This is a genomic window from Sphingobium subterraneum, assembly GCF_014199435.1.
GTDB lineage: Bacteria > Pseudomonadota > Alphaproteobacteria > Sphingomonadales > Sphingomonadaceae > Sphingobium > Sphingobium subterraneum.
Genome location: NZ_JACIJP010000008.1, coordinates 1 through 22,526, shown reverse-complemented (window position 1 = coordinate 22,526; position 22,526 = coordinate 1). Strand labels below are relative to the sequence as shown.

General features: G+C 59.4%; 25 protein-coding genes and 1 pseudogene. 9 read left to right on the top strand and 17 right to left on the bottom strand.

Translation table 11 applies throughout. From position 1 onward, the window contains the following. Window positions 1–108: 108 nt before the first annotated feature. The 6 genes from FHS92_RS16265 to FHS92_RS16240 form a co-directional block, all read right to left on the bottom strand. The gene (locus FHS92_RS16265) at window positions 109–507 is read right to left on the bottom strand and encodes an SGNH/GDSL hydrolase family protein (protein WP_225900034.1); all 399 of its coding nucleotides are present in this window, start codon (window positions 505–507) and stop codon (window positions 109–111) included. A 10-nt stretch (window positions 508–517) separates the two neighbouring features. Further along, window positions 518–814: a hypothetical protein gene (locus tag FHS92_RS16260; protein WP_017184789.1), complete on the bottom strand. Its 297-nt coding sequence runs from the start codon at window positions 812–814 to the stop codon at window positions 518–520. 223 nt (window positions 815–1,037) lie between these two features. Further along, a complete protein-coding gene (locus FHS92_RS16255; RefSeq protein WP_017184790.1) occupies window positions 1,038–2,270 on the bottom strand; it encodes an NAD(P)/FAD-dependent oxidoreductase in 1,233 nt (410 codons plus the stop codon). A 106-nt stretch (window positions 2,271–2,376) separates the two neighbouring features. Next, window positions 2,377–2,691: a 2Fe-2S iron-sulfur cluster-binding protein gene (locus FHS92_RS16250; protein WP_037478039.1), complete on the bottom strand. Its 315-nt coding sequence runs from the start codon at window positions 2,689–2,691 to the stop codon at window positions 2,377–2,379. A gap of 80 nt (window positions 2,692–2,771) precedes the next feature. After that, complete coding sequence (nadC, locus tag FHS92_RS16245) at window positions 2,772–3,635, bottom strand: carboxylating nicotinate-nucleotide diphosphorylase (protein ID WP_017184792.1); 864 nt, start codon at window positions 3,633–3,635, stop codon at window positions 2,772–2,774. After that, entirely contained in the window at window positions 3,635–4,879 is a 1,245-nt protein-coding gene (locus FHS92_RS16240; protein ID WP_232332933.1) for a Rieske 2Fe-2S domain-containing protein, read from the bottom strand. The genes nadC and FHS92_RS16240 overlap by 1 nt, the downstream gene beginning before the upstream one ends. A 222-nt stretch (window positions 4,880–5,101) precedes the next feature. Between FHS92_RS16240 and FHS92_RS16235 the strand changes: the two genes are divergently transcribed. The 5 genes and pseudogenes from FHS92_RS16235 to FHS92_RS18755 form a co-directional block, all read left to right on the top strand. Beyond that, window positions 5,102–6,289 (top strand): Gfo/Idh/MocA family protein, encoded by a 1,188-nt coding sequence (locus FHS92_RS16235; protein ID WP_017184794.1) that lies wholly within the window; start codon window positions 5,102–5,104, stop codon window positions 6,287–6,289. Window positions 6,290–6,291: 2 nt separating this feature from the next. Further along, on the top strand, window positions 6,292–7,284 hold the full coding sequence (locus FHS92_RS16230) for a PhnD/SsuA/transferrin family substrate-binding protein (protein ID WP_017184795.1): 993 nt from the start codon (window positions 6,292–6,294) through the stop codon (window positions 7,282–7,284). 175 nt (window positions 7,285–7,459) lie between these two features. Further along, complete coding sequence (locus FHS92_RS16225; RefSeq protein WP_017184796.1) at window positions 7,460–7,942, top strand: MarR family winged helix-turn-helix transcriptional regulator; 483 nt, start codon at window positions 7,460–7,462, stop codon at window positions 7,940–7,942. Between the two features lie 62 nt (window positions 7,943–8,004). Beyond that, window positions 8,005–9,045, top strand: a complete 1,041-nt coding sequence (gene moaA / locus FHS92_RS16220) for a GTP 3',8-cyclase MoaA (RefSeq protein WP_051034329.1) — start codon at window positions 8,005–8,007, stop codon at window positions 9,043–9,045. A 148-nt stretch (window positions 9,046–9,193) separates the two neighbouring features. Further along, a pseudogene (locus FHS92_RS18755) lies at window positions 9,194–9,334 on the top strand (transposase); the annotation flags it as partial. Window positions 9,335–9,548: 214 nt separating this feature from the next. On the opposite strand, the gene FHS92_RS16210 reads toward FHS92_RS18755, so the two are convergent. The 11 genes from FHS92_RS16210 to FHS92_RS16160 all read right to left on the bottom strand — a co-directional run bounded on the left by FHS92_RS16210 (window position 9,549) and on the right by FHS92_RS16160 (window position 18,922). Then, a complete protein-coding gene (locus tag FHS92_RS16210; RefSeq protein WP_017184799.1) occupies window positions 9,549–11,000 on the bottom strand; it encodes an NAD-dependent succinate-semialdehyde dehydrogenase in 1,452 nt (483 codons plus the stop codon). Window positions 11,001–11,174: 174 nt separating this feature from the next. Beyond that, window positions 11,175–11,810, bottom strand: coding sequence for a TetR/AcrR family transcriptional regulator (locus FHS92_RS16205; protein ID WP_081095131.1), 636 nt, complete (start codon window positions 11,808–11,810; stop codon window positions 11,175–11,177). Between the two features lie 9 nt (window positions 11,811–11,819). Then, the gene (locus tag FHS92_RS16200; protein ID WP_026002705.1) at window positions 11,820–12,836 is read right to left on the bottom strand and encodes an aldo/keto reductase; all 1,017 of its coding nucleotides are present in this window, start codon (window positions 12,834–12,836) and stop codon (window positions 11,820–11,822) included. Between the two features lie 35 nt (window positions 12,837–12,871). After that, on the bottom strand, window positions 12,872–13,813 hold the full coding sequence (locus FHS92_RS16195; protein ID WP_017184802.1) for a Gfo/Idh/MocA family oxidoreductase: 942 nt from the start codon (window positions 13,811–13,813) through the stop codon (window positions 12,872–12,874). Between the two features lie 13 nt (window positions 13,814–13,826). Further along, complete coding sequence (locus tag FHS92_RS16190) at window positions 13,827–14,219, bottom strand: hypothetical protein (RefSeq protein ID WP_017184803.1); 393 nt, start codon at window positions 14,217–14,219, stop codon at window positions 13,827–13,829. Then, window positions 14,219–15,082: a class III extradiol dioxygenase subunit beta gene (locus tag FHS92_RS16185; RefSeq protein ID WP_017184804.1), complete on the bottom strand. Its 864-nt coding sequence runs from the start codon at window positions 15,080–15,082 to the stop codon at window positions 14,219–14,221. The genes FHS92_RS16190 and FHS92_RS16185 overlap by 1 nt, the downstream gene beginning before the upstream one ends. After that, the gene (gene ligA, locus FHS92_RS16180; protein WP_026002706.1) at window positions 15,082–15,495 is read right to left on the bottom strand and encodes a protocatechuate 4,5-dioxygenase subunit alpha; all 414 of its coding nucleotides are present in this window, start codon (window positions 15,493–15,495) and stop codon (window positions 15,082–15,084) included. The genes FHS92_RS16185 and ligA overlap by 1 nt, the downstream gene beginning before the upstream one ends. After that, a complete protein-coding gene (locus FHS92_RS16175) occupies window positions 15,492–15,788 on the bottom strand; it encodes a DUF2218 domain-containing protein (protein ID WP_017184806.1) in 297 nt (98 codons plus the stop codon). Before FHS92_RS16175 ends, ligA begins: the two co-directional genes overlap by 4 nt. Then, window positions 15,785–16,807, bottom strand: a complete 1,023-nt coding sequence (locus FHS92_RS16170) for an amidohydrolase family protein (protein WP_017184807.1) — start codon at window positions 16,805–16,807, stop codon at window positions 15,785–15,787. Before FHS92_RS16170 ends, FHS92_RS16175 begins: the two co-directional genes overlap by 4 nt. Further along, window positions 16,804–17,688, bottom strand: coding sequence for an NAD(P)-dependent oxidoreductase (locus FHS92_RS16165; RefSeq protein WP_017184808.1), 885 nt, complete (start codon window positions 17,686–17,688; stop codon window positions 16,804–16,806). Before FHS92_RS16165 ends, FHS92_RS16170 begins: the two co-directional genes overlap by 4 nt. A gap of 64 nt (window positions 17,689–17,752) precedes the next feature. Further along, complete coding sequence (locus tag FHS92_RS16160; protein ID WP_017184809.1) at window positions 17,753–18,922, bottom strand: LysR substrate-binding domain-containing protein; 1,170 nt, start codon at window positions 18,920–18,922, stop codon at window positions 17,753–17,755. 102 nt (window positions 18,923–19,024) lie between these two features. On the opposite strand from FHS92_RS16160, the gene ligK reads away from it, so the two are divergent. The 4 genes from ligK (at window position 19,025) to FHS92_RS16140 (ending at window position 22,453) form a co-directional block, all read left to right on the top strand. Continuing rightward, window positions 19,025–19,699 (top strand): 4-carboxy-4-hydroxy-2-oxoadipate aldolase/oxaloacetate decarboxylase, encoded by a 675-nt coding sequence (ligK, locus tag FHS92_RS16155; protein ID WP_026002707.1) that lies wholly within the window; start codon window positions 19,025–19,027, stop codon window positions 19,697–19,699. Next, entirely contained in the window at window positions 19,692–20,747 is a 1,056-nt protein-coding gene (locus FHS92_RS16150) for a 4-oxalomesaconate tautomerase (RefSeq protein ID WP_026002708.1), read from the top strand. Before ligK ends, FHS92_RS16150 begins: the two co-directional genes overlap by 8 nt. Beyond that, complete coding sequence (locus FHS92_RS16145) at window positions 20,744–21,613, top strand: amidohydrolase family protein (RefSeq protein ID WP_026002709.1); 870 nt, start codon at window positions 20,744–20,746, stop codon at window positions 21,611–21,613. Before FHS92_RS16150 ends, FHS92_RS16145 begins: the two co-directional genes overlap by 4 nt. Before the next feature lie 144 nt (window positions 21,614–21,757). Next, window positions 21,758–22,453, top strand: a complete 696-nt coding sequence (locus tag FHS92_RS16140) for an MFS transporter (protein WP_184081784.1) — start codon at window positions 21,758–21,760, stop codon at window positions 22,451–22,453. Window positions 22,454–22,526 lie beyond the last annotated feature (73 nt).

The window sequence follows — 22,526 nt, the reverse complement described above, 5'->3', positions numbered from 1 at the left end:
CAAAGGCTAATCGGAGTATCAGGTACCGCAAAATTGGAACTTGCCTCATCTGAGATGCACAGATGCCAAAGGTCGGCGTTGCAACGCGATGCAGAAGATGCGTGCGCGTCAGTCCGGGTCCGACCGCAGTAGTACCCGCGCTACGAGGTCGTAGCGCGTCGGGTGTATCCGATCCCGCGTCGGAAAGCGCAGCAGATCGATCGTCTCATCAGCATAGGTCGCAGCGACCGAGTTCACAATGTAGGCATGTTGACGACTGTAAGGAAGAAGCCAAATGACCCGATGGCAGATGGTCCGGATACGGATACTCGTCAGCCTGGCGGCGAGATCAGACCTTGCATCGTCGTTGGATCCGACCGAAAAGACGCATGCGCCGTACTTCTTCGTTGGGAAACGCCATCCAAGTATCTGATGTGCATGCACACGCTCGGCCGCTAGCACATCGCACTGGGGGGCATATTTCGCGTTGATGGCGCGTGCGGTCCCCAGCCCGATGCTGTCGCCCAATATGAGGCACTCAAATACGGACCTGCTCCCCGGCATCGGGAACGTTGCTGTCTTGGTCTTCGATTTGTTGCCGGATTTCCGATACGTCCACCTTGCCGATCAGGTAATCCCCCTCATCCTTGAAAAACGCCTCAATCCGCTTCGTTTCGTCCAGAGGTGGCAAAAGCGAACCGAAGCGGGCCTGCCATTGCTGCTCTACAAAACCCAGGAGTGCCTTCCAGGAAGCCGCCTCGCTTGCGTGGACCTGGAGCATCTTATGACCCTCATGCAGGATGATAAGGACGGAGGCGTGCATGATGCTATCCATCGTAAGCGGCAAATCAGTACGGGCAGGCACGACCTGCCTTTTCGTCGCAAAACATGCAATTCCGGCCACCCGAAATCAAAAATACATATCAACTATGTCTATGTACTGCCAAACTGATTCTAGAAAATACAAGAAAAACCTTCACATGTGTAAAGAGAAAGTTTCAGTTAATTTTGTATATACTCAGAAATTTATCAGAATTGTTATTATAACAACAGTTCTATCAACTCACCAAAAGTGACTTGATAGGAATCTCAGGGTTTGCAAGTACAGATTTATCAGGAGTGGCCTGCGTGATAACGAGTGCCTTACCCTGAACATAGTCCTTCACAGAGTTGACGCAGTCAAGGGCCAGCACCTTACCCTTGCTAAGATATACGAGCGTGAAGCTGCGCGCTGCGCTCTGGCCCCGCACGACGACTTCATCGTATCCCAAGCTAAGCCCGATAGTCTGGAGCTTGAGATCATATTGGTTCGACCAGAACCAGGGAACGGCGTGGTACGGCGCGGCGTCACCAGCAATATGCCTGGCGGCCGTTATGGCCTGGTCATTGGCGTTCTGAACTGACTCCAACCGGATCCGCTGACCGCCAGCAAAGGGGTTGGCATGGATCGCGCAATCGCCGATCGCGTAAATGTTCGGCAACGAAGTCTGACAGAATTCATCGACTTCTACCCCGTTCCCGCTTGCCGCACCCGCCGCGATCAATGGCTCTACGGCCGGAACGATCCCGATGCCGACGACAACCATGTCTGCGGGTAAGACCGAGCCGTCAGACATCCGGACACCCGTTACCCATCCATCATGTCCAATCAGGCAATCCATTTTGGCGTTCAAATGGATCTCAACGCCATGCGCCCGATGTTCAGCCTCATAAAAACGAGAAAGCGGTTCACCAGCGACCCTTGCCAGCACACGATCCATCGCTTCCAGCACCGTCACTTGCTTGCCGAGCTTGGCGAGTACCGCAGCCGCCTCGAGGCCGATATACCCGCCACCGATCACCACGACATTCTGCACTTTCGGCGTCTCGGCCAGCATGCGGTCAGCGTCAGCACGAGTGCGGACGTTGTGGACACCCATGAGATCGCTTCCCGAACAGCTCAAGCGACGAGGCGCACCGCCAGTTGCCCAGATCAGCTTGCCATAGCCAATGCGGCTTCCGTCGGAGAGCACAACATTTTGCTCCGCCGGATCGACGGCCACAACCCGTCGCAGGAGCTGCAACTCGATATCGCGCTCGGCCCAGATTGCCTGAGGTCGAATGAGAATTCTTTCGAAGCTCTTTTCGCCTGAGAAATATTCCTTGGAGAGCGGCGGGCGTTCATATGGCGGATCTGGCTCATCTCCCAGCAGTGCCACACTTCCCGCATATTTATGCTGGCGCAGCGCGAGCGCGGCTTGAGCTCCCCCATGCCCGGCCCCAACAATAAGAACATCGTACCGCTCGCTCATGGGATAGATAGCTTCCTTACAGGATTACATAAGCCGTGCTTTGCTTGTCACGCCGTCGGTTAACGGCAAGAGCCTGATTGAGCTCTCTTTGCGAACTCAAGTGCCCTCAATCTTCCGGCGCAATCGTGATGCAAAGTCCGTCCAGAGCATCAGAGATAGTCAACTGACAGGATAACCGAGATCTTGAGCAACGGTGCTCGGACGAGTCCAGAAGATCGTCCTCATCCGTACTCATGGGTGGCAAGCGATCGAGAAACGCTTCATCGACCTGGATATGGCAGGTTGCGCAGGAGCAACACCCTCCGCACAATGCAAGCAACTCGTCGATGCCTGCGTCGCGGATCGCTTCCAGTAACGTGGTTGCGCCATTCGGTGTGACGGTCACGCGCTCGCCAGTGCGCGTTGTAACGGTAATCTCCATTAGTCCTCTAATTTCCAAATATGCTTTTTGGCAGTCTGCTATCGACTGAAAAACCTCCACGCCGCCTTGGCGCGCAAGGCTCATGGGGAAAGCGCGTAGTCCAATCCGATATCGGCCGCGGGAGCACTTTGGGTGATGCGCCCGACTGATACAAAATCGACGCCAGTCGACGCGATTTCCCTAATCGTATCGAGCCGCACGCCGCCTGACGCTTCGATGGGGACGCGGCCGCCGACAAGGGCGACGGCCTCTTTGAGCTTGGCAGGAGACATGTTGTCGCAAAGCAGACGATCCGCCCCCGCCATCAGCGCAGGCTCGATTTGTTCGATCCCGTCAACCTCGACCTGGACTTCCAGCCCGGTATTGGCGGCTTTCGCAGCCTTGACCGCTTCGACAATGCTGCCAGCGGCGGCGATGTGGTTGTCCTTGATCAGGATACCGTCATCCAGACGCATGCGATGATTCCGCGCCCCGCCCACCTTGGCGGCATATTTCTCGATCGCCCGAAGACCGGGAATTGTCTTGCGCGTATCGAGAAGGACGCAATCCGTACCGGCGATCGCTTCGGCATAAGATCGCGTCACCGTCGCGATGCCGGTCAGGTGCTGGAGCGTATTGAGAGCGGACCTCTCGGCCGCGAGCATGAGCTGCGCGCTTCCCGCAATTCGCATGAGGGGCTGCCCAGCGGCAACATTGTCCCCATCCTGCACCAGGAATTCGATAGCGACCTCGGGGTCGAGCTTACCGAAAAACGCGGCTGCCAGCTGGAGCCCGGCAACCACTATCGGTTGCCGGGCAGCCAGAACGGCGGAAAAGCGCGCGCTGGCGGGGACTGACACACGGCTCGTGACGTCTCCGCTCCCCAGATCCTCACTCAGAACATAATCGACGAAGTTGTCGAGTTGTTGCTGATCCAGGCCCGCGATCAAATCCGACTCACGCATCAGGAAACCGCGTCCGCCAGATCTTCAACTTCTTCCTTGTCGGCGAAGACGCCGGTCAAGCGCCTCTCCTCCTCGGAGACGTTGATCAGCCGCCAGTCATCGCCCTTGGGGACCATGCCCTCGAACGACATGAGCTTCGCCAGTGGCACGCGCGGTTCTACAGCACCCAGTGCCGGCTCGCCTTTCTGAACAGCCTGGGCGGCGCGATACATCTGGGTGCGGAAGGTGAAGATCGCCTTGTCGCTCGAGCCGAGCAGATCCTCGCTGCGGTCGGCGATCGGCCCCATCGATTCCCACATCGCCATGTCCTGACAGGGAATGCCGTAGATGCCGGTAAAGTCGCCGGCTTTCATCAGGGCCCGGTCCTGCAGATAGTTGTTTTCGGCGTTGCGCCGCTTTTTGAAGGTAACGGGCTCGACGTCCTTGCCAATCTCCGCCCCGCAGAACTTGCGCCAGGCATCCTGACTGATGCCCTTCGTCGGATGCCAGGCGATCCAATAGAACATGGTGTTCACATCGTCGATCGGAACCAGCATCTGTGACAGATGATATTGGTCGTTGGACGGGATGTGCACCGTGAACGGAGCCTGGAACAGAGTCATGCGTACATAGTCCTGCTTGTCCGCATCGATGATCGGCTTGCGGATAGCAGCATAACGAAAGCCGAACGGCGTTTTCTGCACTTCAATCTTGGGCGCCTTGTCGGCCGACGGGCGAAGCCACGCGGTGTCCGTAGCCGTCGAGCCGCTTACTTCGGTGGCCGTCGGCATGTTCGATGAATGCAGGCTCGAACTGTGCGCCGAATCGATCGACCCTTCGAGAACCTGCGCCCAGTTGCAGCCGCCATGCATTTTCACGATGCTGATCTTCTCAGCCGGCGCGGCCGACCAGTTCGGCGGGCTGAAAGGGATGACATTTTCCGGGTCACCCATCCACACCCAGACGAAACCAGCAGATTCTACCACCGGATATGCCTTGGTCTTCATCGTGCCGCGTAGCTTTGCATCGACCGGCTCGGAAGACATGTCGACGGCATTGCCGTCCACATCGAATTTCCAGCCATGATAAAGGCAACGCAGGCCGCATTCCTCGTTGCGACCGAAGGCAAGGGAAGCGCGCCGGTGCGGGCACAGCTCGTCGAGCGCACCGATGCGCCCCTCCGTATTGCGGAACACGACCATGTTCTCACCCAGCAAGCGAACACGCAACGGCGTGCCGTCTGGCTCGGCGACGTCCTCGATCATGCAGGCGGGCAACCAGTGCTGCCGCATCAGCTTCCCCATTGGGGCCTCGCCCTCCACACGGCAAAGCAGATCATTTTGTTCCGGAGTCATTAGCTACCCTCCTCATTTTGGCTTGGCACGAAGACGAATCACCCTCAGGATGCGCCCTTGAAATTACTTCTATATCGTAGTAATGGCTTTTTCAAGCCTGATTTTCGGGTTGAAGGGAGCGGCAGGCAAAGAATGGCAAATGCGTTGCGACTAGGAATCATTGGGCTCGGCCGGGGTTTCATGCTCACTCTGCCCGCGCTGAAGGCCGATTCTCGCGTAGCGCTTGCCGGGGCTTTCGACCTGCGCCGCGAAGCTCGGGAACGCTTCGCGGACGAATTCGGCGCGCCGGCGTTCGATACGCTCGACGCGCTCTTGTATTCGCCGGTTATCGATGCGGTTTATATAGCCACCCCGCATGAGTTGCATGCCGAGCAGGCCATCGCCGCTCTGCGGGCTGGAAAGCATGTGCTGGTCGAAAAGCCGATGGCGACAACGCTTGCAGATTGCGCGCGTATAGAGCGCGCCGCCGCCGATGCCGGCAAGGTGCTCGTGGTCGGACCCAGCCACGGCTTCGATGCACCCGTACAGGCTGCCGCGCAATTGGTTGCCTCAGGCAGGTTCGGTGCCGTGCGGATGGTCACGGCGCTCAACTTCACCGATTTCATGTTCCGGCCCAGGCGTCCGGAAGAACTGGATAGCGCCCGTGGCGGCGGCGTCGTCTACAGCCAAGCGGCGCACCAGATCGATGTCGTGCGCCGCCTTGTCGGGCAGCCCGTTTCATCTGTTCGCGCCGTCGCCGCCAACTGGGATAGCAGCCGCCCGAGCGAAGGCGCCTATACGGCGCTGGTGACATTTGAAGCCGGTGCTGCAGCGTCGCTGACCTATAGCGGATATGCGCATTATGACAGCGACGAACTGGTGGGGTGGATAGCGGAGCTTGGCTATGACAAGGACCCGGATCGCTACGGCGAGGCGCGTAAGAGGCTTGCGACGCTATCATCGCAGGATGAAATCGAAGCCAAACTGAAGCGCACATACGGCGTCCCGGCTGTCGCTGCCGACACGCCAGCGCCGCATCATGAGCATTTCGGTTTCATCATCGTCAGCTGCGACCGCGCGGACCTGAAACTGTCGCCCAAGGGGCTCTCAATTTATGGGGACACCGAACGCGATTTCCAGCCGATCGAGCCCCCTGCCCTGCCGCGCAAGGAAGTCATCGACGAGTTTGTCGGCGGTTGCCTAGGCATTCGCCGCCCGATCCATGACGGGCGCTGGGGACTTGATACCATGGCCTGTTGCGTCGCGCTCCTCGAATCGAGCCGACGCAATACGGACGTAGCGCCCAACCAACTTCTCGACACTCTATCGGAGAAACCGTGACAATGACCAGACTGAGCCTTTCCCTCGCCTGTTGGGGCTATGACCGCACCGAAGCCCTCCAGACGGGCGCGGTCCGGCCCGACGGCATCGACCTCAACTTTCAGGTTCTGGATGTCGAGGAAACCTTCTTCCGCATGCTGCGCAATCGAGAATTCGATGTCGCTGAACTGTCGATGTCGTCCTATTGCGTGACCCTGGGCCGCGAGAATCCTGGCTTCATCGCCATTCCCGTCTTTCCTTCGCGCTTCTTCCGCCACTCCTGCATTTTCGTCTCCGCCAAAAGCGGCATCGAAAAGCCCGAGGATCTCGTCGGCAAGCGGATCGGCGTGCCTGAATATCAGATGACGGCTCCGGTCTGGATCCGCGGCATCCTGCAGGACGAGTATGGCATTGATCCTGCGTCGGTCACCTACGTCACGGGTGGTGAAGAGGAGCCGGGGCGCGAGGAGAAGCTGAAGCTCAATCTACCCGACAAGTTCAAGGTCGAGCCGATCGGACCCACCCAGACCTTGAAGCGCATGCTGGCGGATGGAGAGATCGATGCGCTGCATACTGCGCGGGCGCCGTCGACCTTCTATTCGGAGCCGGGCAAGGTTCGGCGCCTCTTCCCCAATTTTGTGGACGTTGAAAAAGCCTATTTCGCGAAGACAGGAATCTTCCCGATCATGCATGTCGTGGCCATCCGGCGAGACGTGTATGAGAAGAATCGATGGATTGCTCAGGCGCTTTACAAGGCATTCGTAGAAGCCCAGCGGTTGAGCTATGAACAATTGTTGGTGTCGGCATCGCTGAAAACGATGTTGCCATGGCAGATCGCCGCAGTGGAGGACACTATTGCTACGATGGGCAGGGAATGGTGGCCCTATGGCATCGAAAAGAACCGCCACGTCATCGAGACATTCACGCGTTACCATCACGAGCAGGGCCTGTCGCCCCGCCAGCTCACCATAGAAGAGATGTTCGCGCCCGAGACTTTCGCCGAGTTCCGCATCTAAGAAACCATCCTGCACGAGGCCAGTCTACTGCTCACATGATGGTCCTCGGGACACGTTTAATATCCCGAGGACCATCATAGGAATATGGGTTTCGGGTGCCGGGTACGGTTTTGCGATGCGTTCGTGCGGCGTCTGTGCGAGTGGAGGATCGGTTGAACCCGTCAGGAGTGAACAGATGTCGAAGCACGCCCCCAAACTCGATCCGGAACTGAGTTTGGGCTATCAGGTTCGGCGCTGCCACCGACGGTTCGATCGGCTCTTGAGTGCCTATTTGGCCAAGCACGAACTCAAAACCGGTTTCTGGTACTATCTTCGTGTCCTATGGCTCAGGGACGGGGTGACCCAAAAATATCTGAGCGACATGACTAACGTCACCGAAAATACGACGGTCGCCATGATAAACGCCATGCTTCGGCAAGGGCTGGTGCAACGCGCCAAGGACAAGGATGATCGTCGAAAATTGCGGATTACTCTTACAGATCATGGCCGTGCGCTCGAAAAGGAGCTGATGCAATACGCGATCGACATCAACAAGGTCGCTGTTGCTGGCATCGAGCCGCGCGAAGTTGAAATCTGTCGATCGGTCCTCGAGCGCATATCAGCCAATCTCGCTGCCGAATTTGATAGGCTGCCTGCGAAGCCTGCTGACGAAGGATGACTCCTCCACATCATCCCTGGATCAGGGGCAACAGGCCATGAACAGGGAGGGACGTGTGCGCCATGGCTGAACGGGAAGGCCTCACGGCCACTCCAACTCCCGATAGAGGGAAGCCTTGGCGCAGCCTGACCGACCGTTTCGGCCGAACGATCACTTATGTCCGCCTGTCCGTCACCGATCGGTGCGACCTGCGCTGCCGTTATTGCATGGCCGAGCGCATGGAGTTCCTGCCGCGCCAGGACCTCCTCACCCTGGAGGAACTGGCGGAACTGGCCGATGCCCTGATCGCGCGAGGTGTGCGACGCATCCGCCTGACCGGTGGCGAGCCTCTGGTCCGTCGCGGCATCGTCGGGTTGGTGGAGGCGATCGGCCAACACATCGGCAACGGCCTTGATGAGCTGACGATGACAACCAACGCTACCCAGCTCGCCACAGTCGCGCGCGACCTCCATCGATATGGCATTCGCAGACTCAACATCAGCCTCGACAGCCTCGACCACGAGCGCTTCCGGGCGATCACCCGGCGCGGCGACCTGGACCAGGTGTTGGCCGGGATCGCCGCCGCGCAAGACGCGGGCCTCGCCGTGAAGATCAACATGGTTGCGCTCAAGGCGCTCAACGAAGATGAAATCGGAACAATGGTTGGCTGGTGCGGCGAACGGGGATTCGATCTCTCGCTGATCGAGACGATGCCGTTGGGTGCGGTGGAAGAAGACCGGACCAATCATTATCTGCCCCTCGACCTCGTGAAACGTCGGCTGGCGCGCGAATATGTCCTGATTCCGTCGCTCCACCGAACCGGCGGACCGGCGCGCTATTATGACGTTGCCGAAACCAGTCGGCGGATAGGCTTCATTACGCCCCTCACCGACAATTTCTGCGCCGGCTGCAACCGCATCCGCATATCGGCTACTGGCACCATTTTTGGTTGTCTCGGCCGCGACCAGCGCATCGAACTGCGCGATGCGATGCGTGTTGGTGGCCGGGATGCGATCGACGCGGCGCTGGATGCCGTAATGACCGCCAAGCCACTCCGCCACGAGTTCGACATTGCGCGATCACAGCCGGCTGTCGAACGCCATATGAACGTCACTGGCGGTTGAGCGCCTCCATGATCTTTTGTTCGCCGACGCAGTATGGCCGTTACTTTTTGCGCGGCTGGTCGATTGATTTTCATAAAATTGGTCTGCCTTGAGAAAATTGGTCCATTTCTGAAGAGAGCCCGAGCGGGCGAAAGGAATGGAGAAATATATGGGACGTCAGCGATTTACGCCGGAACAGATCATCGCGAAGCTGCGTGAGGTTGATGTGATTGTCGGGCGAGGCGGGACCACCGACGAGGCCTGTCGTCAGATCGGGATTGCCGAACAGACGCTATATAGGTGGCGTAAGGCGACAGCCGCTGCTTCATATTCGTTGATAATGTCGGTCTTCTTCGCCATGATAAGCTCGTACGCACTACGTTGTTCGACTGTCGCACGAGCTTAATCGCGCGGTCGATTCAGCTACCGTAGTAACGGCCTGTCATCAACAGCCAGCGCGTTCGTTTTTTGCCGTTTCTCTTTGACAATCCAGTTCTAAAGAAACGCTTGGAATCGGATGCGTCCTAACCGATCTGATGACAGACGAATTTCAAATTGAGATACTCATCGATCCCATATCGTGATCCTTCCCGCCCGAGACCGGATTCCTTCACCCCACCGAAAGGCGCGACCTCCGTCGAAATCAGGCCGGTGTTGAGCCCAACCATCCCATATTCAAGAGCCTCACTCACCTTCCAACTGCGCTCAAGGGATTGCGTGTATACATAAGCCGCCAAGCCGCTGTCCGTGGCATTCGCCAAATTGATCGCCTCATCCTCTGTCTGGAAACGGACGAGGCCGGCAAGGGGGCCAAAGGTTTCCTCCCGACATAGGAGAGCATCCGGCGAAACATCTACGAGAACGGTCGGCTCGAAGAAATGGCCTGCCCCGGGCACTCGTCGCCCTCCGGTCAATATCCTGGCACCATGTTTGACGCCGTCTTCGATATGGCTTTCGACCTTTGCAACGGCACGTTCATCGATCAATGGCCCCTGATCCGCGCCGGTCGAAAGACCCGGCCCGACGGCAAGCGCGCGAACACGTGCCGCCAGCTGCCGGGAAAAGGCTTCATAAACGCCGGATTGGACCAGAATGCGATTTGTGCAGACGCAGGTCTGACCTGAATTCCGGAACTTTGATGCTATTGCGCCTTCAACCGCATCGTCGAGTTTCGCATCATCAAAGACAATGAACGGCGCGTTTCCACCCAATTCGAGGGAAACCTTCTTCACGGTGCTCATACAACGGGCGGCGAGCATCTTGCCAACGCCTGTCGAACCAGTGAAGGTGAACTTGCGAACGCGCTTGTCAGCCGTCAGCACATCGCCGATCGGCGCGGGCTGACCGGTCACGATATTGAAAACTCCCGCCGGCACTCCGGCCTGGTCGGCCAGCCACGCCAAAGCGAGCGCTGAAAGCGGCGTCAATTCCGACGGCTTCAGCACCATGGTACAGCCGGCAGCCAGAGCTGGCGCTGCCTTTCGGGTGATCATGGCGAGCGGAAAATTCCAGGGTGTTACAGCGCCTACCACACCCACGGGTTCGCGTCGCACCAGGAGACGGTGGTCGGCCGCATGAGGTGCTAAGACATCTCCGTTCACACGCTTCGCCTCCTCCGCGAACCATTCGATGAACGATGCCGCATACACCACCTCGGCCTTGGCCTCGTGCAACGGTTTGCCTTGCTCGGCCGTCAGAAGGCGCGCCAGATCATCCGTATGGACGAGCACCAGATCATACCAGCGCCGCAAAATCGCGGCCCGCTGCTTGCCTGTAGCTTTTCGCCAATCGGTCAAGGCACGATAGGCCGCGTCGACGGCACCTTCGGCCTCGCGATACCCGAGATCCGGGACCGAGCCGACCAAGGAGCTGTCTGCCGGATTCAAGACGTCGATTCGCGCTTCGCCGTCGATCCATGCGCCATCGACAAAAGCTTGCGCCCGGAGCAGTTTTGGCTCCGCAAGGCTAAGATTCACGTTTGCTATTTCCCTGAAATCCAGTTTGGCATTCCCTAACAAATCCGGCCGATGGATGCCTTCGCGGTATGGACACTCTCATTTGATGAGAAGCCATCCATTCTGATAGCTGATGCATGTAAACGCCCGACGATACTCGCGGAATCTTGATTGCGCGAAACCAGATGAGAAGCGTTAGTCCGGCGTGATAGCGACCAGTTTCGAGACACGCACCGCGCTTCGAGGGCGTCGCGCACCGCTCATCAAGGCATCGTCTGCGATCGCATGGATGCTATAATAGATCAGCGTTGATAGCGCGTGGGGATCATCCACACACCATGCGCCCTCCAGCGTTCCTTGTGAAAGCAGATCGCTGATATAGCCCACAAGCCCGTCGTTCACGGCCACGGATCTGAGCGGCGTATCCCCACTGAAGAAGATCACATCCCGCAACTCGGGCGTGTCCAGATAACTTTCCACCGCCGTCTCGACCAGAAGATCGATCCGCGTGAAAAAATCGTCGGATTCGCAAAGACTGATCCTGCTTTTGACACGGTTCAATATCATGTTGCAGAAGTTGTCCCGAAGTGCCGCACGCAATTCGGTCTTACTTGAAAAATAATGGTAAAGTGTGCCCTTAGCGAGGCCAGTTTCAACGCAAACGTCATCCATCGTCGTCGCGTCATAGCCTCGCTCAACAAACAATCGCCTCGCCGCTTCCAGAATTTCGACGCGCCGAAGCTGAGCCTTCCTCGGACCGGGCGGGGCACCGGCCGGCCGGCGAACTGCGGCCGCGACCCTGCGTCGCCGGTCCCGAACGACCCGTTTCACCTGAACAGTCTAGCTGGCAAGCGGCTCACCCTCCCAAATCTCGGTACCAATTTGCGATTGGGCTTCCTTTGAATAACGAGGTCCCGAAACGGCGCCAAAAGCGAAAAGGGCGTCCACTTGGTCAAACACGACCTCGGAGATGGTCAACGACAGGGTATCCAGAATTTCATCGAGATGATCAATGTTCGTGGTCCCGGGGATCGGAACGACGAAGTCGCGCTTTGAAAGCAGCCAGGCGAGGCAGAGCTGCGCCGGAGTGCAATCTGCAGCCCGGGCCAACCCAGCCATCTGATCATAAAGCCCGAGGTTCCGCGTCAAATGAGGTTCCTGGAACCGCGGCATCGCGGCTCTCAGGTCGCCTTGCTGGAAACCTGCCGTACCCACACTTCCCGCCAACAAGCCGCGAGCCAGAGGCGAGAAGGCGATAAAGCCAATCCCGAGCTCCTCGCAGCAATCGAGTACGGCAAGTTCCACATTGCGCGTCCAGGGCGAATATTCGGTCTGGACAGCTGTCACCGGATGGATCGCATGTACCGCGCGGATCGTTTCTGCCGATACTTCCGACAAACCGATCGTGCGAATTTTTCCTGCCTCCACTGCCCGCGACAGGGCGCCGACCGACTCTTCCATCGGTACCTTCGGATCGAGGCGGTGAAGATAGTAGAGGTCGATGACATCGGTCCTCAATCGTATCAATGCTTCATCCAATGTCTGCGTGATCGCCGCCGCCGAACCGTCGAGACCGCGTTTTCCATTGATCTCGCCAAGCGCGCATTTGCTGGCAAGGACGAAATCCTTGCGGCGATGTCCCAAGGCACGCCCGATCAGCGTCTCATTTGCTCCGAACCCGTAGAGAGCAGCCGTATCGAAGAACGTGACGCCTCTATCCAACGCATGTAACAGTAGCCGTTCAGCTGCTTCAGCCTCGGGACGCGGCTGATACCCATGCGAAAGGTTCATGCAGCCAAGACCAATTGCTGACACGGAAAACGGGCCTAAAGCGCGCTTTGGAAGGGTCGCGGTCATACTATGCTCTTCCTGCCTGTGGTAGCGCGAAGGGATCAGCGGACAAGCTGCGCTTCCAGTTCGCCAAGCACGCGATAGCAATCGAATACGCCGGCGACTGAGGAATTGGGCTCGCGACCCTCGCGGATGGCCGCGACGAACTCACGATCCTGTAACTCGATGCCGTTCATCGACACATCCACCTGGGAAACGTCGATCGGCTCCTCCTTGCCGTTCACCAGGTCGTCGTAGCGCGCGATGTAGGTGCCGTTATCGCAGATATACCGGAAATAAGTGCCGAGCGGTCCGTCATTATTGAACGACAGCGAAAGGGTGCAGATAGCGCCGGTTTCGCTCTTCAATTGGATCGACATATCCATCGCGATCCCAAGTTCCGCATGGATTGGCCCCTGCAGCGCATGTGCCTCGACGATCTTTCCGGCCTGATAGGCGAAAAGGTCCACCGTATGCGCGGCATGATGCCACAGCAGATGGTCCGTCCAGCTACGCGGCTCACCCTTCGCGTTGATGTTCTTGCGGCGAAAAAAATAGGTCTGGACGTCCATCTGCTGGACGTTCAGTTCTCCGGCCCGGATCTTGTTGTGCACATATTGGTGCGACGGATTGAACCGACGGGTGTGGCCCACCATGCAGACCAGACCCGTTTCCTTCTGCTTGGCCAGGACCGCTTGCGCGTCTGCCCAGCTGTCCGCCAGCGGAATCTCTACCTCGACATGCTTGCCTGCCTCCATGCAGGCAATAGCTTGCTTAGCGTGCATCTGCGTAGGCGTGCATAGAATGACCGCATCGACGTCGTCGCGGGCAAGCGTTTCATCGAGTTCTGTAGTGACGTGGCCGACACCGTATTTCTCGGCTATCGCCCGGGTCGGCTCCAGCTCGCGGCCGACCAGCGAAGTGACGGTCACGCCATCGATGTTCTTGAGGCCATCCAGGTGCTTCTCGCCAAAGGCGCCCGCACCAGCCAGTGCAATCCGCATATGTGACATTTCCTTATGTTGGGTTGCTTCGCGAAGCAGCCAGTTGCAGTTCAGCGAGCCCCTGCTCGAGGTCATCAAAGGCCTTGCGTATGCGTCGAGTAGACGCCTGAAAATCAGTCGCTCTCTCGTCTAGCGCCACCGCCGGCCAGCGAGCTTGATGCTCAGCCAGCGCGGCGCGCAAGACCGACAGGTTTTTGCGAAACCGCGACCAGGCAGCCGAAGCACTCGCGTGCGCTTGCCAGTCATTCGTAGAATTGCTGACAAAGCCCAGCTTGCGCGACAATTCGAGCCTCAAACGAACCACTTCCTTCCGCCAGTCAGGCGGTTGGTCCTGGACAACCGAGGCGATCGATTGTTGCGTCTCACGCAGTTCGATCACTCTGGCCTTGAGGTCTTCGAAGTCCACTAGACCTCCGATGACGAACTCTCAGCCGGCCTCAATATGAGATGTCCGACCGCGGTATTGGACGCCGGGACGTGATAGTGCCGATGCAATGGCTTGACCATGCGGCCCAGCGCCCCGCGCATGATGAGCCACATCACCATTTCGATGCCTTCGGAGCCCGTCTCGCGCAGATATTCGATATGGGGAATGGTACGAAGCGTCTCCCCGTCATTTGTGCTCATCAAATCGAGGAAGCGGTTGTCCCATTCCGCATTGATCAGGCCCGCTCGAGGCCCCTGCAACTGGTGGCTCATACCACCCGTACCCCAGACCTGCACGTTGAGATCTTCGGGGAAGCTCGCCACTGCCCGCGCGATCGCCTCGCCCAATTGCCAGCACCGGTTGCCCGATGGCGGCGGATATGTGACCACATTCACGGCAATCGGAATGACCTTTACCGGCCAGGCCTCGGGCTGACCGAACATGAGACTGAGCGGAACGGTCAAGCCGTGGTCGACGTCCATCTCGTTGATGATGGTCATGTCGAACTCGTCCAGGATCAGGCTTTGCGCAATGTGCCAAGCAAGGTCTGCATGCCCGATCACCTCCGGCACCGGCCGCGGTCCCCAGCCTTCATCACAAATACCGTAGCGATCGGCGCAGCCGATCGCGAAAGTGGGGATTATCCGCATGTCGAAAGCCGACGCATGGTCATTGTAGACAATGATGACTACGTCGGGCTTTTCTTCGGCGATCCATTGCTTCGACCAGTCATAGCCGGCAAATACCGGCGCCCAATAAGGCTCGCCCGTCTTGCCGTTGTCGATCGTGGCGCCGATCGCGGGAATATGGCTTGTCGCGACGCCGGCGGAAATGCGGGCCATCACCTTTTCTCCCGAATCGAGCGGACGCCTTCAGGCGAGCGGCCGCCGGCAATCATCATCGCCTGATAGTCCTGGGGGCTCATGCCGGTCATCGTGCCGACGGCCTGTAGGAAGCTGAGCCCATCCGTCGAGAAGACCTTGGCCAGAAAATAGATATTGCCGCCGAGATCGAGGCAGCGATTATAGTCCCGATCCAGAACGGCCTGCTTCTGATCCTCGGTCATCGGCCATTCATCGATATAGGCACGCTCATCGGCTTTCCAGCGCTCACGGTTTTCGGCTTTCATCAGGCTCATCGCGAACTGGTTCATCCAATAGCCCTGCCGGGCACGTTTTGCCGTATAGACCCGCGTGCCGGGGATATCGTCGAACTCGGCCAAATAGGCGTGAATATCCCTTGTTCGACCAGTCACCGCCCATCCTCCCAGGTATAAGACAAAGGGGCTTCCCGAAAGGCGAACCTGTCGAGATGGCTCTCGATTACCCCCCGCAGGGTTTCAGCCTCTTCCGCGCCTGATGTGCGCAGGACGATACGGATACCCTCCGGATCGCTGGTAAAGCTCGCTGAAGCCACGTCAGAAAAGGGGACTAGGCCTTCTCCATCGGCATAGGACGTCTCGAACCGGTGGCTCCAATGCTTGATGAGCTGCTGGACATATTTGTCACCGGAAGCAGTCGAAACGAAGGCTTTCGAAACGAAGCTCACAGCCCTCTCTCCTTCAATCGGGAATCGAGCCGCGGAAAAACCCGGCGGGCGTTCCCTTCGAAGATCGCATGACGCTCCGCGTCGCTGATCACGAGCGCGTCCACATAACGCTTGGTATCGTCGAAATAATGGCCGGTGGTAGGATCGATGCCGCGCACCGCACCGACCATTTCCGAACCGAACAGGATATTCTTGTTGTCGATCACATCGGCCAACAGGTCGACGCCTGGCTGGTGATAGACGCAGGTGTCGAAGAAGATGTTGTTCATCAGATGCGCATCGAGGGCCGGCTTCTTCAGCATGTCGGCCAGGCCCCGGTAACGCCCCCAATGATAGGGGACGGCACCGCCGCCATGCGGGATGATGAAGCGCAAGGTGGGGAAATCCTTGAACAGATCTCCCTCGAGCAACTGCATGAAGGCGATCGTGTCGGCCGCGATGTAGTATCCGCCCGTGGCATGCATCGCGGGATTGCAGCTGCCCGACACGTGGATCATCGCCGGAACGTCCAGCTCCACCATCTTCTCGTAAAAGGGATACCAGTAACGGTCTGTCAGCGGCGGATGCTGGAAATGGCCGCCGCCCGGGTCGGGGTTCAGATTGCACCCGATAAATCCCATATCGACGCAGCGTTCCAGTTCCGCGATGCTGTTCACCATGTCGGCTGCGGGCGATTGCGGCAGCATGCACACGCCAACGAAAGTTTCCGGATAAAGGCCGACCACGCGCGAGATCAGGTCGTTGCAGCGGATCGCCCATTCCTTCGCGACACCGGCATCACCGACATGCGGGGCCATCGCAGACGCCCGGGGAGAGAAGATCGTGAGGTCGGCGCCACGCTCTTTGATCAGGCGAAGCTGGTTGGATTCGATGGTGTCACGGATTTCATCGTCGGAAATCTCCGGATAGGCCGGCGCAGGCACGCCCGCTTTGAAAGCCGCCTTCTGCTCCTCTCGCCAGGCATCGTGCCCCTTGGGCAGCACGGTATAATGACCATGGCAGTCGATAATCAGACTCATGCGGCGTCAACCCTCCCCACTAGTTTGGATTCCAGATCGGTGATTTTCTCGATTTTCGCGGAAAGCCCTTCCGGCGGAGGTGTGACCCCCAATCGACCCAGACGGCGATGCAGCGCGACAGCCTCGCGAGTCATCCCGCTTGCTGCCCCCAACCCTTCGAGCGTGAGCGCAACTTCTTCCATCTCGGCGGCGCGGCGCAGGCCATGAACCATCATCCGGTCGAGATTATAGTCCGCCTTGGCATCCCATTCGGGGCCGAGCGAGCCGAGCACTTCAGCCGTGACCCCTGCCCTTTCCGCCGCGAGCACGCATTCTGCGGTGAGGGCTTCGATACCTTTCACCATCACCGAACGGATCATCTTGATCGCCGAGGCCTGACCGACCTTGTCGCCCACTACCCGGATATTCGTGAAACCCAACCGCTCCAGTGCCGCCGCCGCGTCGCTCCCTCTGACGCCGCTCAGCAACAGCGGTACGGAGAGCTTGGCGGGATTGACCGGCGCCATGACCGCCACGTCCACATACCACCCGCCGGCAGCTTCAATCGTTTGTGCGGCGATGCGCTTGGTTTCAGGCGCCACGCTGTTCATGTCACAGAACATCGCAGCAGGAGCGACCAGCGAGGCGGCGGCGCGCGCGGCCACGACGGCTTGATCTGCCGTCACCAGCGAAAGCACCAGCGGCGAGCGGCTCACCGCATCGGCAAGCGTGTCGCTTCCCGCAACGCCAGCTGCCAGATACTCACGACGCTTGCGGTCGGCGCTGGCCGGATCATCGGTCAAAACGTCGAAGACACGCGCCGAAGTCGACCAGGACCCTGCTTCCGCAAAGCTGCGGCCCGCTTCTCCGAAACCAATCAAAGCGACAGCAATCTGATCCATTTGCCGAGATTAGCGGCAACCGTCCACGCACCGCCAATCGGATTGGCACCTAATGCATTAGAAATTACGAAGTGTGTTCGTCGCGCAGCACTGCGGCCTGTTCCTCGATAACCTCGATCAGAGCAGCCTGTGCCGGCGTAGGCCGCCAATCCGATCGGACGGTCAAACCGATGGTGCGCGACATCGGACGCACCGGGCCTGCAATTCTCACGAGCCACCCCGCCTCCAGTTCCACACTGACCTGATCGGGCGACAGCAGAGTGAGGAAATCGCTTTCGACAAGAATTTGCCGGACGATCATGACTGAGCCGCATTCCATCGGCACGCGTGGTGGCGTAACGCCGACCTCCTCGAACATCGACTGCCAATGCGCCCTTAACGGCGTACCAGCCGCGGCCACGATCCATGGATACCGCGCGAGCGCCGCAATCGTCGGGGGCCGGCGGGCCTGCGCCAGCGGGTGGTGCGCGCCGGCAAGAATGATGAGCGGATCGTCGAAAAGTTCTCTCTGTGCCATATCTGCCGATATATTTGTCCTCGCCGCACCGACCATCATATCGATATCGCCGTCACGCAGCGGCCCCGTCAGCTCGGCATAGGAGCCCTCCATGATGACGATATCGATATCCGGCTTCGCGCGATGAAACGCTGCGACGGCGCTCGGTAACAGGCGCGCACGCGAAAGCGGCATCGCTCCGATCGTGATGCGCCCTCTTTCGTGGCCTCGCAATGCGGCCAGCTCAATATCCGCCGATCGAAGCTCGGCAAGCGCGAGCCGGAAATTGCGCGCCATCGCCAAGCCGCGCGCCGTCAGGACAACACCCTTGCCGCGCCGCCTCACAAGATCCTGTCCCAAAGCGAGCGAAAGGTCGCTCACCGCCCGATGCAGCGATGCTTCGCTCAGACCCATGGCCGTCGCAGCATTTGCATAACTTCCCGCTCGCGATAAGCCGAGAAAAGCGGAAACCTGCGCCGCCGTCGCGCGCGTTTGCCCCAGAAGCCGAATGATCGCGGTAGCGCGCGGCGCCAGGATTCGTGCCTCATCCGTGGGGATCATGCGGCGCGGCTGCCGTTCGAAAAGCGGCACCCCGAACCGCAACTCCAGCTTGGCGATTCCCTGCGTCACTGCAGGCTGGGTAAGGTGAACCTCACGCGCGGCTGCCGTCACGCTTCCACTTTCCATGATCGCCAGAAAGGCGCGCAGATGCCGCAGATTCACGTCCAGCCGTTCCATGCTGCACGATTAGCAAATTCTTATTCATCGGGCAAAGAACGGATTTGCTGCAAGGACGGAACGGCGCGCATTCTCCCAGTTATCGTTGCCAAGGAGAGCGTTGTGTCGGGTTTAGTCGTCCAATCTATCGAGCGAGCGGAAGCGCCGGTAATCGACGCCCTCGCCTCTTGCGGCGTTGCGACGGTCCATGAAGCGCAAGGCCGCACAGGGCTGCTCGCCTCCCGCATGCGCCCGATCTATGCAGGCGCCCGTATCGCGGGCTCGGCGGTCACCATCTCCGCGCCTCCCGGGGACAACTGGATGGTGCATGTCGCCATCGAGCAGCTGCAGCCCGGCGACATTCTCGTGCTCGCCCCCACCTCGCCTTGCGAAGACGGCTATTTCGGAGACCTTCTCGCCACCTCGGCGATGGCACGGGGTTGCCGGGGGCTGGTAATCGATGCGGGGGTACGTGACGTGCGCGATCTGACGGCCATGGGCTTTCCTGTCTGGTCGAAGGCCATCTTCGCACAGGGTACGGTGAAGGCGACGCTGGGATCGGTCAATGTCCCCGTCGTTTGCGCAGACGCCGTGATCCGTCCCGGTGACGTGATCATTGCAGATGACGATGGGGTCTGTGTGGTCGAGCGCGAACGCGCCGCCGACGTGTTGGCAAAGGCCCAGGCACGCGAAGCCAATGAGGAAACGAAGCGTCAACGGCTCGCTGCCGGGGAACTCGGCCTCGACATTTACGATATGCGTGGCCGCCTCGCCGAAATGGGCCTGAAATATGTCTGACCCCACCCGCGTCATGTGGATGCGTGGCGGCACATCCAAAGGGGGCTATTTCCTCAAAGATGACCTCCCTGCCGATATCGCGGCACGCGACGCCTTCCTGCTCCGCGCGATGGGATCGCCCGATCCCCGCCAGATCGACGGGATGGGCGGGTCGGATCCCTTGACAAGCAAGGTGGCCGTGATCTCGAAATCCGAGCGTCCCGGCATCGATGTCGACTATCTGTTTCTTCAGGTATTCGTCGACAAGCCTATCGTTACCGATGCACAAAATTGCGGCAATATCCTGGCCGGCGTCGGTCCGTTCGCGATCGAACGCGGATTGGTGCCGGCACAGGACAGCGAGACGCGTGTCACCATCTACATGATGAACACCGGCCAGATTGCCGTGGCGACAATCGAAACACCGTCAGGGCGCGTGCGCTATGACGGGGCGGCAAGGATCGACGGCGTACCGGGCACGGCGGCTCCGATCCCGCTAGAGTTCCGCGAAACGGCAGGCTCATCCTGCGGCGCGCTGCTGCCTACCGGAAATGCCTGTGACATCGTGAACGGCGTGCCGGTCACGTTGATCGACAACGGCATGCCCTGCGTCGTGATGAAGGCCGAAGACGTCGGTGCGGCCGGCTACGAGAGTCGTGACGAGCTGGACGGCGCCAGCGATCTCAAGGCACGGATCGAGGCGATCCGCCTTGCCGTCGGCGAACGAATGAACCTCGGCGACGTGCGCGAGAAATCCGTACCCAAGATGATGCTGGTTGCACCACCGCGCGACGGAGGCGCCGTCACGGTACGCAGCTTCATCCCCCACCGCGCACATGCCTCGATCGGTGTTCTCGGCGCGGTCAGCGTCGCCACCGCCTGCTTGATCGAGGGATCGCCCGCCGCGCAGGTCGCGTCAATCCCAGGCGGTGCCCGCAAGACCCTGTCGGTGGAGCATCCTACCGGCGAGATGAGCTGCGTCATGGAGACGGATGCAGACGGCCAGGTCACCAGCGCCGCCATCTTGCGTACCGCGCGCAAGCTTATGGATGGAGAGATTTTCGCATGAGTCGTATCGTAAGCTGGCACGCCGATCCCTCACGCCCGCGGTTTGTACCACCCGCCGGCGCGGTCGATGCGCACTGCCATGTCTTCGGACCGATGGCGCAGTTCCCCTTCAGCGCGAAGGCCAAATATCTTCCCGAAGATGCCGGGCCGGACATGTTGTTCGCGTTGCGCGACAGGCTCGGTTTCTCCCGCAACGTCATCGTGCAGGCCAGTTGCCACGGCACGGACAACAGTGCGACGCTGGATGCAATCGCAAAATCCGATGGACGCGCGCGCGGGGTAGCGGTTGTCGATCCAGCCATCAGCGATGCCGAACTTGAAAACCTGCACCAAGGCGGCATTCGCGGCGTGCGGTTCAACTTCCTGAAACGGTTGGTCGACGATGCGCCCAAGGACAAATTCCTTGAGGTCGCCCGTCGCATCCAGGGCCTCGGCTGGCATGTCGTCGTCTATTTCGAGGCGGATATCCTGGAAGAACTCCGTTCGTTCCTCGACGCCATCCCTACGCTGATCGTCGTCGACCATATGGGGCGGCCCGATGTCACGCAAGGACCGGATGGACCGGATATGCGTGTCTTCCGGGCACTCCTCGACAGCCGCGACGATATCTGGACCAAGGTGACCTGTCCCGACCGCCTCGATGGCAGCGGCCCGCCATGGGATGCTTTCGCACAGGCCGTGCGCCCCCTTGTCGAAGACTATCCGGATCGCGTCCTGTGGGGCACCGACTGGCCGCACCCGAACATGCAAGATGCAATTTCGGACGATGGCGCGCTGGTCGATATGATCCCCCGCATCGCACCGACGCCTGAGTTGCAACATCGCCTGCTCGTGGACAACCCGGCCAGACTCTACTGGCATGATTAAAGCATGGATGCTGTCACCGTCGAAACGGGGGCATGCGCTTCATTGGCATGGAGATCGATAGCCGCCAACCAGTCTGAACCAGGCTGCGGCGGTTCCGCAGTTGAGTTCACGCAGACGGAGGGCGGGCATAGAGGGGGATACCTTATGACCGTCACGACATCGAAAGCCGAAAGCGCAGGCTGGGGCTCAATCTTTCTTGTCTATTGTTACGGTCTGCTTGCCATAGCGTCCGCCGGCAAGATGGCGCCGATCGCAGCGGATATGGGCAAGGCGCTCGGCTCTTCTCCGCAGGAGATCGGCTGGATTATCGGTCTCCTGTTCATTGCTCCCACACTCGGCTCAACCCTGGGCGGGTCAGCAGTCGATAGGTACGGTGCTCGGCCCATGCTCGCTGGCGCATGTGTGCTCATCGTGATCGCAAACGCCATTTGCTACATAAGCGACAGCTTGGGCCTGATCGAAGCGGCACGTCTGATCGAAGGTATCGGCTTTGTAGCGATCACCGCTGCCGCTCCTTCGCTCCTCATCATGACTACATCGGGAAAACGGCAAACCGGGGCCATGGCGCTCTGGTCGACCTATTTCGCCGCAGGCATAAGCGCCGGTCTGCTCCTTGCCGCTCCATTCTCCGCAACCGAACACTGGCGTCTGCCATTCGTCATTCATGGTGCGGCGGCAGCCGGCCTTGCCCTTTCCGTCGGCTTGCTCCCGGTGCCTGGACAGACGTCCCGCGGAACCGCTGGCAACGACGACGCCTTGCGGGCGGTGATCGGAGAATCGGGCGTACTCCGGTTGGCGGCCGCATTCGCGATACTCACGGCTCTGTTGCAAAAATCGTGAAGCTTGAGCATGCTTGGCGGAGATTGGACGGACGGAACGATGACGGATTTCAAGTGGCGCCATTTCCAGGGTG

Coding starts and splice junctions, on each gene's coding strand:
- FHS92_RS16235 (WP_017184794.1), top strand. CDS start 5,102: ATGGCAAATGCGTTGCGACTAGGAATCATTGGGCTCGGCCGGGGTTTC.
- FHS92_RS16165 (WP_017184808.1), bottom strand. CDS start 17,688: ATGGATCAGATTGCTGTCGCTTTGATTGGTTTCGGAGAAGCGGGCCGC.
- FHS92_RS16250 (WP_037478039.1), bottom strand. CDS start 2,691: ATGGAGATTACCGTTACAACGCGCACTGGCGAGCGCGTGACCGTCACA.
- moaA (WP_051034329.1), top strand. CDS start 8,005: ATGGCTGAACGGGAAGGCCTCACGGCCACTCCAACTCCCGATAGAGGG.
- FHS92_RS16195 (WP_017184802.1), bottom strand. CDS start 13,813: ATGCGGATTGCACTGGCTGGTGCGGGCGCCTTTGGCGAGAAGCACCTG.
- FHS92_RS16150 (WP_026002708.1), top strand. CDS start 19,692: ATGTCTGACCCCACCCGCGTCATGTGGATGCGTGGCGGCACATCCAAA.
- FHS92_RS16200 (WP_026002705.1), bottom strand. CDS start 12,836: ATGACCGCGACCCTTCCAAAGCGCGCTTTAGGCCCGTTTTCCGTGTCA.
- FHS92_RS16260 (WP_017184789.1), bottom strand. CDS start 814: ATGGATAGCATCATGCACGCCTCCGTCCTTATCATCCTGCATGAGGGT.
- FHS92_RS16230 (WP_017184795.1), top strand. CDS start 6,292: ATGACCAGACTGAGCCTTTCCCTCGCCTGTTGGGGCTATGACCGCACC.
- FHS92_RS16140 (WP_184081784.1), top strand. CDS start 21,758: ATGACCGTCACGACATCGAAAGCCGAAAGCGCAGGCTGGGGCTCAATC.
- FHS92_RS16225 (WP_017184796.1), top strand. CDS start 7,460: ATGTCGAAGCACGCCCCCAAACTCGATCCGGAACTGAGTTTGGGCTAT.
- FHS92_RS16255 (WP_017184790.1), bottom strand. CDS start 2,270: ATGAGCGAGCGGTACGATGTTCTTATTGTTGGGGCCGGGCATGGGGGA.
- FHS92_RS16145 (WP_026002709.1), top strand. CDS start 20,744: ATGAGTCGTATCGTAAGCTGGCACGCCGATCCCTCACGCCCGCGGTTT.
- nadC (WP_017184792.1), bottom strand. CDS start 3,635: ATGCGTGAGTCGGATTTGATCGCGGGCCTGGATCAGCAACAACTCGAC.
- FHS92_RS16240 (WP_232332933.1), bottom strand. CDS start 4,879: ATGATCGAGGACGTCGCCGAGCCAGACGGCACGCCGTTGCGTGTTCGC.
- FHS92_RS16170 (WP_017184807.1), bottom strand. CDS start 16,807: ATGAGTCTGATTATCGACTGCCATGGTCATTATACCGTGCTGCCCAAG.
- FHS92_RS16185 (WP_017184804.1), bottom strand. CDS start 15,082: ATGGCCCGCATTTCCGCCGGCGTCGCGACAAGCCATATTCCCGCGATC.
- FHS92_RS16160 (WP_017184809.1), bottom strand. CDS start 18,922: ATGGAACGGCTGGACGTGAATCTGCGGCATCTGCGCGCCTTTCTGGCG.